The sequence below is a fragment of the Peribacillus sp. NPDC101481 genome, assembly GCF_044767165.1.
Lineage (GTDB): Bacteria > Bacillota > Bacilli > Bacillales > DSM-1321 > Peribacillus.
Genome location: NZ_JBIWNJ010000003.1, coordinates 269,372 through 284,418, shown reverse-complemented (window position 1 = coordinate 284,418; position 15,047 = coordinate 269,372). Strand labels below are relative to the sequence as shown.

Annotated in this window: 10 protein-coding genes; 5 read left to right on the top strand and 5 right to left on the bottom strand. The window is 38.0% G+C overall.

Annotation, left to right across the window (positions count from 1 at the left end; translation table 11 throughout):
• Window positions 1–37: 37 nt before the first annotated feature.
• Window positions 38–3,367, bottom strand: a complete 3,330-nt coding sequence (locus ACIROD_RS20070) for a CDP-glycerol glycerophosphotransferase family protein (protein WP_402943424.1) — start codon at window positions 3,365–3,367, stop codon at window positions 38–40.
• A 928-nt stretch (window positions 3,368–4,295) separates the two neighbouring features.
• On the opposite strand from ACIROD_RS20070, the gene tagD reads away from it, so the two are divergent.
• From tagD to ACIROD_RS20050, 4 genes are all read left to right on the top strand, one after another.
• Window positions 4,296–4,694, top strand: coding sequence for a glycerol-3-phosphate cytidylyltransferase (gene tagD / locus ACIROD_RS20065; RefSeq protein WP_057278149.1), 399 nt, complete (start codon window positions 4,296–4,298; stop codon window positions 4,692–4,694).
• Complete coding sequence (locus tag ACIROD_RS20060; RefSeq protein ID WP_157831065.1) at window positions 4,687–5,850, top strand: CDP-glycerol glycerophosphotransferase family protein; 1,164 nt, start codon at window positions 4,687–4,689, stop codon at window positions 5,848–5,850. The genes tagD and ACIROD_RS20060 overlap by 8 nt, the downstream gene beginning before the upstream one ends.
• Before the next feature lie 280 nt (window positions 5,851–6,130).
• A complete protein-coding gene (locus ACIROD_RS20055) occupies window positions 6,131–7,171 on the top strand; it encodes a C40 family peptidase (protein WP_101223785.1) in 1,041 nt (346 codons plus the stop codon).
• A 285-nt stretch (window positions 7,172–7,456) separates the two neighbouring features.
• Window positions 7,457–8,383 (top strand): LCP family glycopolymer transferase, encoded by a 927-nt coding sequence (locus ACIROD_RS20050; protein ID WP_101223786.1) that lies wholly within the window; start codon window positions 7,457–7,459, stop codon window positions 8,381–8,383.
• A 21-nt stretch (window positions 8,384–8,404) separates the two neighbouring features.
• Here the strand turns inward: ACIROD_RS20050 and ACIROD_RS20045 are convergent, their stop codons facing one another.
• From ACIROD_RS20045 to secA, 4 genes are all read right to left on the bottom strand, one after another.
• Window positions 8,405–10,201 (bottom strand): LTA synthase family protein, encoded by a 1,797-nt coding sequence (locus tag ACIROD_RS20045; protein ID WP_402943421.1) that lies wholly within the window; start codon window positions 10,199–10,201, stop codon window positions 8,405–8,407.
• Window positions 10,202–10,277: 76 nt separating this feature from the next.
• Entirely contained in the window at window positions 10,278–10,433 is a 156-nt protein-coding gene (locus ACIROD_RS20040; protein ID WP_157831066.1) for a hypothetical protein, read from the bottom strand.
• A gap of 15 nt (window positions 10,434–10,448) precedes the next feature.
• Window positions 10,449–10,895, bottom strand: coding sequence for an SLAP domain-containing protein (locus tag ACIROD_RS20035; protein WP_402944035.1), 447 nt, complete (start codon window positions 10,893–10,895; stop codon window positions 10,449–10,451).
• The gene (secA, locus tag ACIROD_RS20030; protein ID WP_402943417.1) at window positions 10,895–13,270 is read right to left on the bottom strand and encodes a preprotein translocase subunit SecA; all 2,376 of its coding nucleotides are present in this window, start codon (window positions 13,268–13,270) and stop codon (window positions 10,895–10,897) included. Before secA ends, ACIROD_RS20035 begins: the two co-directional genes overlap by 1 nt.
• Before the next feature lie 257 nt (window positions 13,271–13,527).
• Here secA and ACIROD_RS20025 point away from each other — a divergent pair, with 257 nt between their 5' ends.
• The gene (locus ACIROD_RS20025; protein WP_402943414.1) at window positions 13,528–14,943 is read left to right on the top strand and encodes an alkaline phosphatase; all 1,416 of its coding nucleotides are present in this window, start codon (window positions 13,528–13,530) and stop codon (window positions 14,941–14,943) included.
• The last annotated feature ends 104 nt before the right edge of the window (window positions 14,944–15,047 follow it).

Here is a 15,047-nt window from a genome sequence, read left to right as displayed (position 1 = left end):
CCAGTTACTTAAGCAACAATACCCTTTATTTTAGGAATCAATCATTAAAAAATTTATCCACGATTCTCCGGGTAGCTTTACCGTCCTCTATTCCACAATACTTCTCTCTAAATAAACCATATCTTTCTTTATATTGCATGTTTATATCATCGATATTGGTAATAGTTTCGATAATCTCCTCAGTTGTACTTAAAAATGGACCTGGTGCTTCCTTTTCAAAATCCATATAGAATCCACGGATGTTATCTCGGTAATCTTCCAAATCATAAGTGTAGTACAAAATCGGCCGAGCAGTATTAGCAAAATCGAACATTACTGAAGAATAATCCGTGATCAATATATCAGAAATCAGGTAAAGTTCCTGAATATCTGAATAATTGGATACATTTATCACGAAATCCTCAAATTCACTCGGGATGCTGAGATTATTACTTATAACAACATGCATCCTTAACAACAGGATATATTCATCCCCTAATTCTTCCTTCATTCTTTCCAAATCAAATTTCAGTTCGAAAATGAATTTATTGTTTTTTGAAGTTTGATTATCCCGGAATGTAGGAGCATATAAGATGACTTTTTTTCCTTTTGGTATCTTCAGTTTTTCCATCACTGACTTGGAAATCATTGAAGCATCTTCCCTGTAAAACAAATCATTTCTTGGATATCCCGTTTCTAAAATTTCCCCTTCATACTTGAAAGCGCTTCTGAATGCATTGGATGCGTATGGACTTGGTGATATTAAATAATCCCAAGTTCTCGTTGCACCATGCACTCGATCTAAGTACCCATCGTCTCTTCCCTGAATATTATCTATATCAAATAGCATTTTTTTCAAAGGGGTACCATGCCAAGTCTGGATATATGTCGTTTCCTTCCTTTTGCTTAAATAGGTAGGGAAGTTTTGATTATTTATCCAATAACCTGCTTTGGCTAAATAATAATAGTATTCCGGACTTAAGCGTTTAATCAGCTTTGTGTTCTTACCTTTTATTGGTAAATTACCATTATACACCCAAACTTTTTTATATTTATTATCCCTTTTGACCAGTTCTTCATAAATATACTTCGGGCTATCGGCGAATTGCTTCCCTATCCCACTTTCAAAAAGAATAAGGTTCCGGTCAACCGGGATAACCTTGGACATGATTTTATAAACCTTTTTCATGACAGGGAAATACTTATCACTTTTCCTGAACCGATTCATAATGAGTTTCGATATCGGATGGTTATATAATTTAATTATTGAATTTTGATCTTTTTCTGCATTTTGAATCACTTCGAATATCCTTGAATTAGAATGGACATCGCGATATTTAATAAAACGATTGGCCTTATCCATATACTTTTTCTTCATGACAAAATCAGTGTTGGCATATTCGGCTAATACACCTAACAATTCATCCAATTCATCAACGATTTCACCCGGAAGATCGTTATCCAAATCCAAATGTGACGGTCTTTTCCCTATGAAACGGTCTCTATCAAATTGATAGTAAATTACCGGTTTATGCAGGAAACTAAAATCAAACGCTACACTTGAATAGTCCGTGATCATAATCGCGCTTTCCTTAATTAATCTTTGGACATCCACTTCACCCTGACTGATCACCCTGACAGGGGCATCCTTGAAATAAGACGTGAACTTCTGCATATTAGGGTGAAGGCAAAAAATGATTTCGAATCCATTGTTTTTAGATAACTCATGTAAAACCGGGTGATTCACTAATTTCTGATACCTTTCAAAATACTCGCTTTCCAAAAAGATTTCATCGGATGTAATCCAATCTCTCCATGTTGGAATGATCAATAATTGCCGCTTAGTTAAAACATCATCCTTGAACAGCGAGTCGAACCTCGAAAGTCCCGTCGTGAATACTTCTTTTTCGTTGTATCCAAAATCTGTTACAATCATATCCTTTTCGAAATCTGAACTTACCAGAAAAACATCCGTACTAAAGCCTGAGACTGCATTTTTCCCGTAGTTTGCCACCATATTCTTCGTGCCCATAACACCATGTTGAAGAAATACCTTAACTCCCTTAACACGATTTTTAAATTCAGAAGTTCTTAAAGGATATAAATAATCCGGATGATGTGATGAAATGATACGGGTCGATTCCATAGTCTTTTTAATATGATCCTTTGATTTGAAATAAAGTATATTTCCAAAGGGCTCGACGTTCTTGGCTTCCACTGAATTTTCTTCTATTACATAATACACTTCTTTTTCTGGGTGATTTTCCCTCATATATTTAAAAAAGTGATATCCGGTATCCTGGGCTTTATACGTTCTTTCTCCAATTAGCCAGACATCCTTTTTCTTTTTAAATAAGGCCAAAAACCGCCTCCACCCCATCATCCTTTTTAAATATCGATAACTTTCCGTAGAGAAGTTAAACACTTCCAATGATAAATTGGATGCTTTAAAGGTATAGTATGGATTGACGATAGCAACTCCATTATTCGAGCTGACATCGGTCTCTTTAGTAAATAATTTAGTTCTGGTGGTTGGTCTTCCGACGCGTACCATTTTCGGCTCTTCCTGATCATGTAAATGTAATTTCATGTAAATGTCATATACATCATTTTCCAAATCCGCACTGACTAATTGTTCTAAATCCACTCTCAAATCATATATATAACGATTCAGTCCATATTTCTTAATATTCATTTCCTTATTATGAATAAAAGAGATATTTGCCTGATATTCTTTGTCACTTTGTCTTCCTTTTACAAGGCCCTCACCTTTTATGATCCTTGAATGCTTGGTGAAAATTTGACCATTAATTTGCATGGCCTTCGATTTGCTTTTGATTTTTTCAATTTGAGACTTAATCGAAATTTTAGGGGTTTTATTGAAGTAAAGAGATAAATTCCCTTTATTTGTTATAGTGAATATACTTTGTTTATCTTCATAGTTATAAATACTCAAATTGTTCATGTGCGTTTCCTGGAAACGCCCTAGACGAATTGGATATTCGATATTAACCTGTTCGTTCTCTTCTACATATTCAGCTTTATGCTCGATACTAAGTATCGCTTTTTTGCTCAGCTTTTCAACTGGAACGGAAACCTTTATATAACAGTCATAAACAGTCGGTTCATCACCGTCTAATTTCCGCATTAAATCTTTCAAATCTACTTTAAACTCAAATTTAGATGAACTCACCGACTCAGCTATTTTTATTTTTTGATCTTCGTAATCCCTAGAAAATAACCATAGTTCTTTTGCGCAATAATGTTCTATTGAAAATTCACCTTTTATCAACAGTGTATCTTTCTCTTGCGCAATGGTCAGAACTTGTTTCAGCTTAATTTTAGGAGTTTTTTTTGCTTTCCCTTTTCCAAGAAGCTTTTTAATCATTTTAGACCACCTATTACAATTTATTTAAATAAAAACGAATCATTCAATGTACATTAAAATCATAAACTTTTTTGGGTTTTTCCTCAATATCATTAAACAGACAGGCGAACTGCCCATATATTTACTATAAATCCTCTAATGAACAAAAAAGACAATATTGGTTAGTACATAGTCGAAAACGAACATACTAAAACTTAAAAACATTCGTAAATATAAGACTTCCAAGGAGGTACTGCCGTTCTTCCATGTTGCCAGAATGGAAAGGGAATAGCAAAAACAATTCTCTTTATTGCAAAGAAGTCTTCATGACATCAAAGTTAACGCTTTCAAATCAATACTTGCACTTCATTAATTGGATACTTAAAAAATGTTAGGCGATAGATTTATGGCCAATACATGCCCATCATCTGTCCTTCATACAATTCTGTCGCTTCACCTTCACTATTAGAAAACAGGGATTAATGAAGCTCCTCTAGTTGTTCTCTCCTAAACGTGGTAAAATTGTGAATGGCTTATTCTGATTGCAGCAAGAATATGAAATTTTTCTTATCAATCGTTCATCAGCTTACTTTAAGTAAAGTGAAGAGAAATTATTTTTAAATACCATTCAGTATAAACCATACATTCATATAGACACCTTATTATGCCCTACAAAATAGTCAACATTTAATTTTAGCTTAAAAAATAATATTTACAATAATCATCAATGTAAAAATTGTGGTTTATTTGTAAAAAAATTGTGGTTTATTTGTAAAGCTATTAAGTTATAATTAGTTAGAGAATGTCATTGCCTAAAAATATAGGAAAACAACAAGCAGAAATTTAAATGCCAGTTGCCTGTTTTATTGTTCCATTTCATATTCTAATAGACCAAATATATATTAATTTGATTGAATAACAGTTTAAGAGTCTTAAAGGAGGAATAAAGATGAAGAAAGTAATCACTTACGGAACCTTTGATTTGCTTCATTGGGGTCATATCAATCTATTAAAACGCGCTAAAGATTTAGGGGATTATCTGATCGTTGCCATTTCCACGGATGAATTCAATGCTTTAAAAGATAAAAAAGCTTATCATAGCTTTGAAAACAGAAAAATGATCCTTGAATCAATCCGCTATGTGGATGAAGTCATACCGGAAGACAATTGGGAACAAAAGAGGGAAGACATCGTTCGTGAAGGTGTAGATATCTTTGTAATGGGCGATGACTGGAAAGGCCAATTCGATGAATTATCCGAAGTTTGTGAAGTGGTCTACCTTCCAAGAACTATCGGCATTTCGACTTCCCAAATTAAAGATGACCTTTTACAAGTTACTAATGGCTAAAGAATTCGCGATAGGGATTTATCTTTTTTGTTTCAAAGTTTTATTCTCTATCTTTAAACTTTTCCCTTTATATGACAAAACGACCTTTGTCACATCATTCGGGGACAATTGCCAATATATCGCAGATGAAATGGACAAGCAGGACATTTCCGTTCAAAAAGTATTTTTAATGAAATCGAGCAGTTCCATGCAAGTTAAGGACGATGGGGAAACCATCGTCCTTCCGTTTGAATCAAAAAATATCATGGCCATGATCCGATCGATTTATCATCTGGCTACATCAAAATGGATCATCATCGATAATTATTTTGGCTTTCTTTCAGCCATTGCATTCAAAAAGCAAGTGACATGTGTCCAAGTGTGGCATGCAGCCGGTGCCGTTAAGCAATTCGGGGCAAAAGACCCTTCCATTCAAAACCGCTCAGCCGGTGCAAGGAAAAGATTTTTTGAGGTATATAACAAATTTGATTATGTTACGGCAGGTTCAGAGAGAATGGCCGAGATTTTTCAAGAAAGTTTTCAACTGCCGGCATCGCATATCCTAAGGACCGGGATACCTCGGACCGACTTCTTTTTCAATGATGAATCAAAAAGAAATGCCCGCAATGCTTTGCTGGACAGGTATCCAGAACTTGAGCATAAGAAAATCATGCTGTATGCCCCTACATTCCGTAATGACGGTTTGAACAGCGGAGAGATTGCACTTGATTTGGAATTGCTCTACGAGGAACTTCAGGGCGAAAATTATGCGTTATTACTAAAACTGCATCCAGCAGTTAAAGCAGAGCATGATTTACAAGATAAATTCCCGGGATTCATTTATCCTGTCGATAGTGAATTTCATGTTAACCAACTGCTTATCAGTACGGATCTTTTAATAACCGATTACTCATCGATACCATTTGAATTCTCTTTCTTGGAAAGACCCATGATATTCTTTGCATATGACTTAGAAAAGTATGTGCAGGAACGGGGATTCTGGGAGGATTACTCCTCTTCCATGCCCGGACCCGTGGTATCTACCACAGTAGAGCTCTTAAAGAAAATCCGTGCCGCTGATCATTCATTACTGAAGATCGCTTCCTTTAACCAAAAATGGAATGAATACTCCACAGGAAATTCAAGCAGGAATTTAGTCGATTTCCTTTTTAAATAAAAAACCCACTTCGTTTTACGAAGTGGGTTTTTTATTTTTTAAACGGAAATGCGCATCCAAAAACAGGGTTATTTTTACATATAATTACAAAAAAAACGCAAAACCCCTCAATGTGAAAAAAGACTCACAATATAGAAAATATTGTAGATTACATTACTCAAGGTTCACCAATATAAACCAGTAAAATACTACTATTTTCCCCTTGTAACAAAAATGTAATATGTTTAAACCTGTTTATTTTGTTAGAATAGGGAAAAAGACATATTAGAGGTGGAAAATTGTGAAAAAAAGTGTTGTCGCATTTTCGACATTAGCCATTTTATCTTCGACTTTTGTTTCTCCTGCCCTTGCCGGTACATATACTGTCAAAAGCGGTGATAACTTAAGTAAAATCGCCCAGAAGCATCATACGACGGTAAAAGACTTAAAACAGCTTAATAACTTAAAATCAGACTTTTTGAAAATCAATCAAAAATTAATTACACCCAACTCCAAAACAACATCCAATGCTTCTTCAGTTTCCGTGAAAAAAACAAAGAAAACCACATATACCATTGTTTCAGGTGATACCTTAACCAGGATAGCAAACAAGCATAACCTTACACTTGCTGAATTGATGAAACTGAATAACTTAAAATCCGATAGAATTTATGCAGGTAACAAACTTATCGTATCTAAATCAACCACTACCACTACCATTGATTTACCCGGCAGCTCCAAACCGTCCAATGTTACACAGACCCCAGTCAATTCGTCTACATACATTGTGGTAAAAGGTGACACTCTTTCCAAGATATCCAGAAAAACCAACTTGACTGTAACTCAGCTTAAATCAATCAACTCTTTAAAGTCCGATTTAATCAGAGTGGGTCAAAAGCTAAAACTAAGTAAATCGGCAAGTACTGCCCCAGCGGATAAAAACGATGAGGGAAAAGTGGAAGCCCCAAGTTCGGGGAACAAAGTGGCCAAGCTCGTTTCCGAAGCAAAAAAATTAATTGGTACACCATATTCATGGGCGGGTTCCTCCCCATCAGGTTTCGATTGCAGCGGATTCATTTACTATACATTCAAGAAGGCTGGGTATGACGTGCCGAGGCTTTCATCTTCCACATATTATGATATGGGTAAAAAGGTTACTTCACCGAAAAGCGGCGATCTTATCTTCTTTGCAACGGGTTCCAATAAATCAGTGATAAGCCACATGGGAATCTACTTGGGCGGCGGGGAATTCATTCATGCCTCATCAAGCAAGGGAGTAACGATCAGTACTACTTCAAACTCTTATTTCAAGAGTAAAATCATCGGTTATAGAAGTCTATAAGATTTAATTGCCAGACTTTCCCTTAAAGTCTGGCAATTTCATGTAAAAGAATCATAGCATCCTTTTCAGAGGTTACTATTAACGAAACATTCTAATGTTGTACTAACGAAGGAATTCGGTTTCTCTAGAATCCTTCGTTTTTTTGGATAAAAAATGGTAAATATGCACTCTAACTACAAAAAGAAACTATTCTATTTTTGACAAAAAAAAGGTATAGTTAAAAATAACGACTAGGTACTTTTTCACACCTTCCATTTTGTGGGATGGTTAAGGGAGGAATATAAAATGAGATCCGAACATAAAAAAAAGAAAAAGAAACGCAAAACGTTTAAAATAATCGGCTTCACCCTTTTAATCCTTTTCATTGGCGCAGGTGTTTATGGCGCTTCAGTTTATCAATCATTAGCCGGTGCGATCAGCACTATGCAGGGGACAGCCCATAAAACGGATAAACGGGTAGAGGACATCAAGTTCAAGAGCAAAGATCCATTTTCATTGCTGATTCTTGGTGTGGATGAAAGAGAAAATGACTCAGGCCGATCAGATACGATGATTGTCATGACGGTTAATCCTAAAAAAGAATCGATCGAGTTATTGAGTTTACCGAGGGATACGCGTACAGAGATCATCGGTAAAGGTATAAATGATAAAATGAACCATGCCTATGCATATGGCGGAGTTGCCATGTCGATAAATACAGTGGAAGCCTATTTGGATATTCCGATTGATTATTACGTCAAAATGAATATGGAAGGCTTTCAGGATATTGTGAATGCTGTTGGTGGCGTCACAGTCGATAATGATATGGACCTTGCCTATAAAGGCTATACTTTCAATAAAGGCACAATAGACTTAAATGGTAAAGAGGCCTTGATTTATTCCCGAATCCGTAAGGAAGATCCCCGCGGGGATTATGGACGGCAAATGCGGCAACGCCAGGTTATCCAAGCTGTCATGAAAAAAGGGTCAAGCCTATCGACACTTACCAATTATGACGATATATTCGAAGCTTTAGGTAAAAACGTGGAAACCAATTTAAGTTTCAATGAAATGTTGAGCATCCAAAATAACTACAAATCATCCCTCAAAAATATTGAACAATATACACTTGAAGGTGACAATCAACGGGTAGATGGCGTTTGGTACAACATCGTTCCGGAAGATACAAAGCTTGAAGCCCAAAATCGTGTGAAAACGCATTTGGGATTATAAGAAAAAAGAGGATGGCTTTTATCAGTCATCCTCTTTTTTTTCACCTTTTTTCTCTTCCTTCATTTGTTTAAAGTAATCAGAACGTATCACTTGATCACTCAGATCAATCTCCTTTTGGTCTTCAGGTGAAAATTCTTCGACCTTACCTTCCCCATTTATTTTCATTTGAGTACCATAATCCCCTTTTAATATCAAAGCATCACCATTTTCGCCATTCAGCATGCTCTCTCCAAAGTATGAAGAACTCTTAATATTGAACAGATCATATAGAGTTGGTAAAATATCAATTTGGCCCGCTACCTTATCAATCGTTCTCCCTTTCATATCCTCCTGATAAATGATCACAGGAATTGGCATATATTTTTCAATCCACTCTTCATCGCTAATTTTACTACCGTAATAAGCTTCTACCTCGTGTTTATCTTTTAAAAATAGCCCATCATGATCTCCGTAAATGACAATCACGCTGTCTTTCAATTTCCCGTCATCCTTCAACCTCTTTACGAAATCCCCGATGGCTGAATCTGTATAATGAATTGCTTCAAAATATTTAGTCAGGTAACTGTTCTCTTTTCCAACTTCAGACTTCAATGTTATCTGTTCCTTTGGCAGTGAAAAAGGTACATGGCTGGTCAATGTAACGAAAAAAGCGTAATAGGGATTTTGTTTATCTTTTAGGAAATCATAGCTTTGATTGAAGAAACTGCGGTCTCCCAACCCCATCGAAATCATCTCATCTTGCGACATATCCTCTATGGAAAGATAGTCATCAAACCCTAGCGAGGGATATGCATGCTGCCTATTCCAAAAGTCTTCTTCATCTCCGTGGAAAGCAAAACTTTGATAATCCGACTTTTTTAATTCCTTAGCAAGACCCGGAAAATCATTATATGGGAATCGAAAAAAGGTCGCACCCTGCTTTAAAGGAAATAATCCGGTATTCACGATAAGCTCTCCGTCAGATGAATTCCCAAATACCGTCTGTGGATAAACATGGGGGAAGTACAACCCACCTTTCGCCAGTTCATTCATGAATGGCGTGACCTCCTGCCCGGCACTGCTTTGAAATAGCGGAAACGCCTGTAAAGATTCCACCTGGATGATAATGAGATTCTTCCCCTCCAAGGAGCCTGAATGCCCGTTTCCCTTTCTTTTCTTTTTATTGAAGTAATCAGAAACGGCCATCTTTTCTTGTGAAGACATTCCATGCCTTCCCGAGTCAGTAAAGTAGGCATACGTATCCAATGCGTGATGACCGATCGGGCCCCAGTTTCGCAAGAAGGTATTTGCCTCATAACGCCTGGTTATATCTACTTTGTCGATAAAGATGTTCTTGACCGGCTTCAAACCTGCTATCATCAGGAATATTACGACCGGAACGAGTGCCATATGCTTGAGGGGGTATTTTTTCTTCACAAATGACTCAGCAATTGGAATGCCTGCCAGAAGAAAGATTGCATCCTTCATTTCCATCATACTGAATATACTTTCACCCAGCCCATTCAGATTGCTTTTTTGCATCCACATATAGGATGTTATAGGTGTCGAATAATAACGGTAAAACCAGATGTCCCCAAGGAAAAAGACCATGATCGAAAGAAGGAAAACTGAAAAAATGATGCCCTTTACGATTTGATTCGGTATCCATTCCTTCAGATAAACAATAAAACCGGCAACACCGATGATTATCGTAATTATCCCAATAGAAAGATCGTTACCCATCCTATCATTCGTATAAATGAAAAGTATGGCCACGATTGAGAATGACAATAACTCAAATAGTCTCTCCTTCAATCGTTGATTACGGTTATTCTTCATGCTCCTGCCACTTTCCTCTTCATTATTTCCAAGCCTTAGTTAAGCCTGATTGCGGAAGATTACTTATAAATATTACTTAGCGTTGCCATTTATGAGAAATTGCACACAGAAAACGGCATAAATATTTGGCACTAATGACTTCCTTTATAAACAAAAAGCCTTCATCACTAACAGGATGAGGGCTTTGCTTTGGATCTCCGGCAAAATAGCTGCCGGTTGCCGCTAGACTCATGCGGGTACTTCCCTATTATCTCTTCCATTCGAAAGCAATCTTCCAACCTTCATCAGGAATCGATTCCGCCAACATATCCCCTTCCTCGAATAAGAAACGCCAGGGGATGCTTGAAAGTGCTGGAAGCTCACCAAGCTCTGAAAGATCGAATGCCCTTTTTGCGAGGAATTTTCCATCTCCATCAACTAACAGTAAATCCACGATATCAAAACTGACAGCTTTCTCTATTGAATTTCGTAGAAAAGCCTCTATGATTACATCATCTTCCACCCTAGTCAGCTTGATGCCGGATAATGAAATTTGGTTCGGTTTTAATGCAGGAAGCCTTTGATGGTGGAATTTATATACATATTCCTCTTGCTTGGAAACTTCCCACCCCTTGTGAAACATCAAGGAAGTATGAACGGTGTCATCCTGATCTGATAACTTTTGTGTATTATCCCTTTTTTCTAATAAACTCATCACTCCTCACCCTCCAAAGCAGCTTCATCTTCCTGATTGCTATTCATATATTCCATAAAGCGGATGCTTATCTCCGACTCAATTTTACTTAATAGAAGGTTAAATTGATTGAGAGCTTCTTTTTCAAATAACGTATATGGGTCCTGCTGACCATATCCGCTTAAACCAACGCCTTCCTTCACACTGTTCATTTGATCCAGGTGGTTCATCCAATTTGTATCGATATGCTGCAGCATGAAAGCGCACAACTGGTTTCCCCATTCTGCATCGTCCTGAAAGATCACCAATCTCGATTCCAATTCACCTAAAGCATCCAACGCTTTTCCTTGGATCTGGCCATCTAAATCCTGCAAATCACTTGCCTGCCAACCTAACGACTGGAAAACAGGGGAAAGCTCTTCAATTAAGGCAGAGGAATCAGGTTCCATCATAAGTTCAGGGGAATATTTAACTGTGAGCCGAGTAATGTATTTTTTGATATATTCAAGTAAAATGGCCGACATCCGTTCAGGCTCCATTTCAAGAATACGCTCTCTCATTGCATAGATGATTTTACTCTGCTCATTTAATGCATGCTCTAACTTTAATAAATGGTAACGGCTTGATTGATGCATTTGCTCTACCGTTTCCTGAACCAATTTAACGAATTTATCGGGTGCAGGGCTCAGCACCAATCCATTTTCATCCGTTTTGATTTTCTTGATATAACGTCCGATTTCTTCTTCATCATAGTAATCAAACAAATCATCTTCCAAAGAAATGATAAATTGTGTTGAACCAGGATCCCCCTGCCGGCCGGAACGTCCTCTTAGCTGCATATCGATCCGACGGCTCTCGTGTCGCTCCGTACCGATAATATGAAGGCCGCCCAATTCCTTGACATCATTTCCAAGTATTATATCCGTTCCTCTACCAGCCATGTTCGTAGCCAGCATCACTTGATTTTTTTGCCCGGCATTCGCGATGATTTCCGCTTCATCCTCTTCCGTCTTCGCATTAAGGATTTGATGTTTAATTCTCCACTTCTCTAGTTGAACCGAAATTTTTTCAGATTGCTCAATGGAGGTCGTCCCGATCAGAATGGGTCTGCCTCCATCATGAATCCGTTTTACTTCCGTGACGATTTTGTTGATTTTGCTTGTTTCATCTTTATAAATCAAATCAACCTCATCAACTCGAATAATAGGCTCATTAGTTGGAATTTCAATGACTGGGAGCTGATATATTTCCCAGAATTCAGACTTGGATGGCATGGCACTGCCTGTCATCCCAGACATTGAATGATATAATCGAAAATAATTTTGGACAGTAATCATAGCCTGTGTTTCATTCTCTTCGGAAATCTCCAAGCCCTCTTTTGCCTCAATCGCTTGATGAAGCCCTTCACTGAAACTTCGCCCTTCCATCACCCTGCCTGTGAATTTATCGATGATTGCAATCTTTTCATCGACGACAATGTAGTCGACATCCAATTTCATGATTGCATGGGCTTTTACCGCCTGTGTAACATTATGTAATAGCTCTTGATGCTCCATTCCATACAGATTGTCGATACCAAAGGCCGCTTCAATCCTGGAAGCCCCTTGATCCGTGAAAAAGACGGACTTTGAATCGATGTAAATCTCGTAATCCTCATTTTCTACAAATGACTTCATGATTTGTGCCGTGATCTGGTGAAGCTCGGTTCCATAGCTTGCCCTGCCCGCAATGATTAATGGTGTCCTCGCTTCATCAATCAAGATGCTGTCAATCTCATCGACAATGGCAAATCGGTGTCCTCTTTGAACCTTGTCTTCTTTTCGGTAGACCATATTATCACGCAAATAATCAAAACCGAACTCTGTTGCCGTCCCATATGTGATATCTGCGGCATACGCATTACGTTTTGCAGAAGTCCCCATTTGGGAAATGTTCAAACCAACCGTCAGTCCTAGATATTCTAGAATTTTTCCCATCAACTCTTTATCACGTTTGGCCAAATATTCATTGGCCGTAATAATATGCACACCATTACCGTACAGTGCATGTAAATAGCTAGGCAAAGTGGAGACAAGCGTCTTCCCCTCGCCCGTATTCATTTGTGCAATGCCCCCTTCACTCAGGACAAAACCGCCTGCAATCTGAACATCATGGTGCCTAAGATTCAATACTCGCTTGGAAGCCTCCCTCACGACCGCAAAAGCTTCGGCTTGTATATCCAATATATTGTCACCAGCATCCAATACGCTTTTAAATTTATCCTTCATTCCGCTTAATTCCAGATCTGAATATCTTTCATATTTACCCTCTAGCCGATTCACTTCTTCTACCAACTTATAAATTCTCTTCAAGTCTTTAGAACCTTCTTTGAAGAACTTTTTCATACTGGATAGCATAGGGTTCTCTCTCCTATTATTTGAATTGACCTTTAGTGAAATTATATCAGTTAAGTATTTACTGTTTATAAATTATCAACTTCATATTGTAATTATATAGAAATTCTTTCTTTTTTTGAAAGATAAATTACGCAAAAACCGACTGGTTGCCGGTAACAGTGCTAAAAAGATTAGCTCCATCCTGAATATCAGAGAGGGGTTTTTTTTATCGATTTAGACAAATAATAGGAAGACTTTCACCCGATGGAGGATTACAGATGAATAAAAAATCCAGACATAAACCACATCGCTTTGGATTATTCGTTCTTATGATTTGTTTTATTTGCATGAGCTCCCCTATTCAAGCAGAATCAAAAAATACCCCCAAGAATGTCATATTGCTGATTGGCGACGGCATGGGGTTAGGGGCGATAGAAATTGCCCGGCAATTAGAATATGGAAAGACAGGTGCACTGCATTTGGAAAAACTGGAGCATGTTGCCCTGATGCGCACGTATTCCGCCAATAATTACGTCACTGACTCGGCAGCAGGAGGATCCGCGATTGCCACTGGTATAAAAACGAACAATGAATCGATCGGAGTCGATGCCAATGGTTCCGAGGTCGATAGTGTATTGGATGCCTTTCAGAACAATGGAAAAAAAGTCGGGATCATCTCAACCAATATGGTAGTCGATGCCACCCCCGCTGCCTTTGGTGCAAGTGTTCCTAACCGCTGGACAGGCGGCGCAAATATCGCGAGGCAGCTCTTTGATAACCGGATCGACGTCATCCTCGGCGGAGGTGCCAGCTATTTCGAGGCGGATAAGCAGAAAGGCGAGGATTTAATCGGTAAATTTAAACAAGCTGGCTATGGGATTACGACGACTAAAGAAGAACTTAGTTCCATAAATAAACCGGAAAAACTTTTAGGGTTATTTCACCCTACCTATATGAATTTTATACTGGATAAAGAAGTATTACATTCTCAAGAGCCATCTCTAACCGAAATGACATCCAAAGCGTTGGATATTTTATCACGGGGTGATAAGGGGTTTTTCTTGATGGCCGAAGGTGCGCGTATTGACCATATGGAGCATGCAGCCGATATCACTGGAATATGGAAAGAAACGATTGAATTTGACCAAACGGTGAAAAAGGTTGTAAATTGGGCAAAAAATCGAAATGATACGTTGATCGTTGTACTTGCAGACCACGAAACAATGGGGACCTCCGCTTCTGAAACAATGGATATCACGGCATTAAAAAAAATCAGGGTTTCATCTGAATATATGTCCAAACAGCTTACATTCGATAAAAATAATGAAATCAATCCAGAAAGCGTCGTTTCCACATTCAAAAAGTATGCACATATATCCCTTACGGATCAGGAAGTCGATCAATTCATCGATAACGTAAGAAAAAATAAAACGCTTGTCTATCCACAGCATCAAATAGATTGGGAAATCGGAAGCACCATCGCCAGGCATTATAAGGCGGGTATAGCTGATCGAAGCATACGGGCGGCCAGTTCCACAGGAGGGCACACAGCCAATATGATTCCCGTTTTCGCTTCGGGTCCAGGCAGTGAAGCCTTTGATGGAGTCATTGAAAATACGGATATTTCGAAAATCATCACAAAAGCCGCCGGTGTTCCGTTCACACCCGGGCAGCATAAAACAAAAGAGGAATGACATCATTACATCCTCTTTTAAGTTTCTTCCTCATTAACCTTTCTTTTGAGATGCGTTTACTCAAGTTTTGGGGTATTTCTTTGAAGTTTTGGAGCATTTACTCA

Coding starts and splice junctions, on each gene's coding strand:
- ACIROD_RS20035 (WP_402944035.1), bottom strand. CDS start 10,895: ATGAGTTTATTAGAAAAAAGGGATAATACACAAAAGTTATCAGATCAG.
- ACIROD_RS20070 (WP_402943424.1), bottom strand. CDS start 3,367: ATGATTAAAAAGCTTCTTGGAAAAGGGAAAGCAAAAAAAACTCCTAAA.
- ACIROD_RS20045 (WP_402943421.1), bottom strand. CDS start 10,201: ATGAAGAATAACCGTAATCAACGATTGAAGGAGAGACTATTTGAGTTA.
- ACIROD_RS20040 (WP_157831066.1), bottom strand. CDS start 10,433: ATGAGTCTAGCGGCAACCGGCAGCTATTTTGCCGGAGATCCAAAGCAA.
- ACIROD_RS20050 (WP_101223786.1), top strand. CDS start 7,457: ATGAGATCCGAACATAAAAAAAAGAAAAAGAAACGCAAAACGTTTAAA.
- ACIROD_RS20025 (WP_402943414.1), top strand. CDS start 13,528: ATGAATAAAAAATCCAGACATAAACCACATCGCTTTGGATTATTCGTT.
- tagD (WP_057278149.1), top strand. CDS start 4,296: ATGAAGAAAGTAATCACTTACGGAACCTTTGATTTGCTTCATTGGGGT.
- ACIROD_RS20060 (WP_157831065.1), top strand. CDS start 4,687: ATGGCTAAAGAATTCGCGATAGGGATTTATCTTTTTTGTTTCAAAGTT.
- secA (WP_402943417.1), bottom strand. CDS start 13,270: ATGCTATCCAGTATGAAAAAGTTCTTCAAAGAAGGTTCTAAAGACTTG.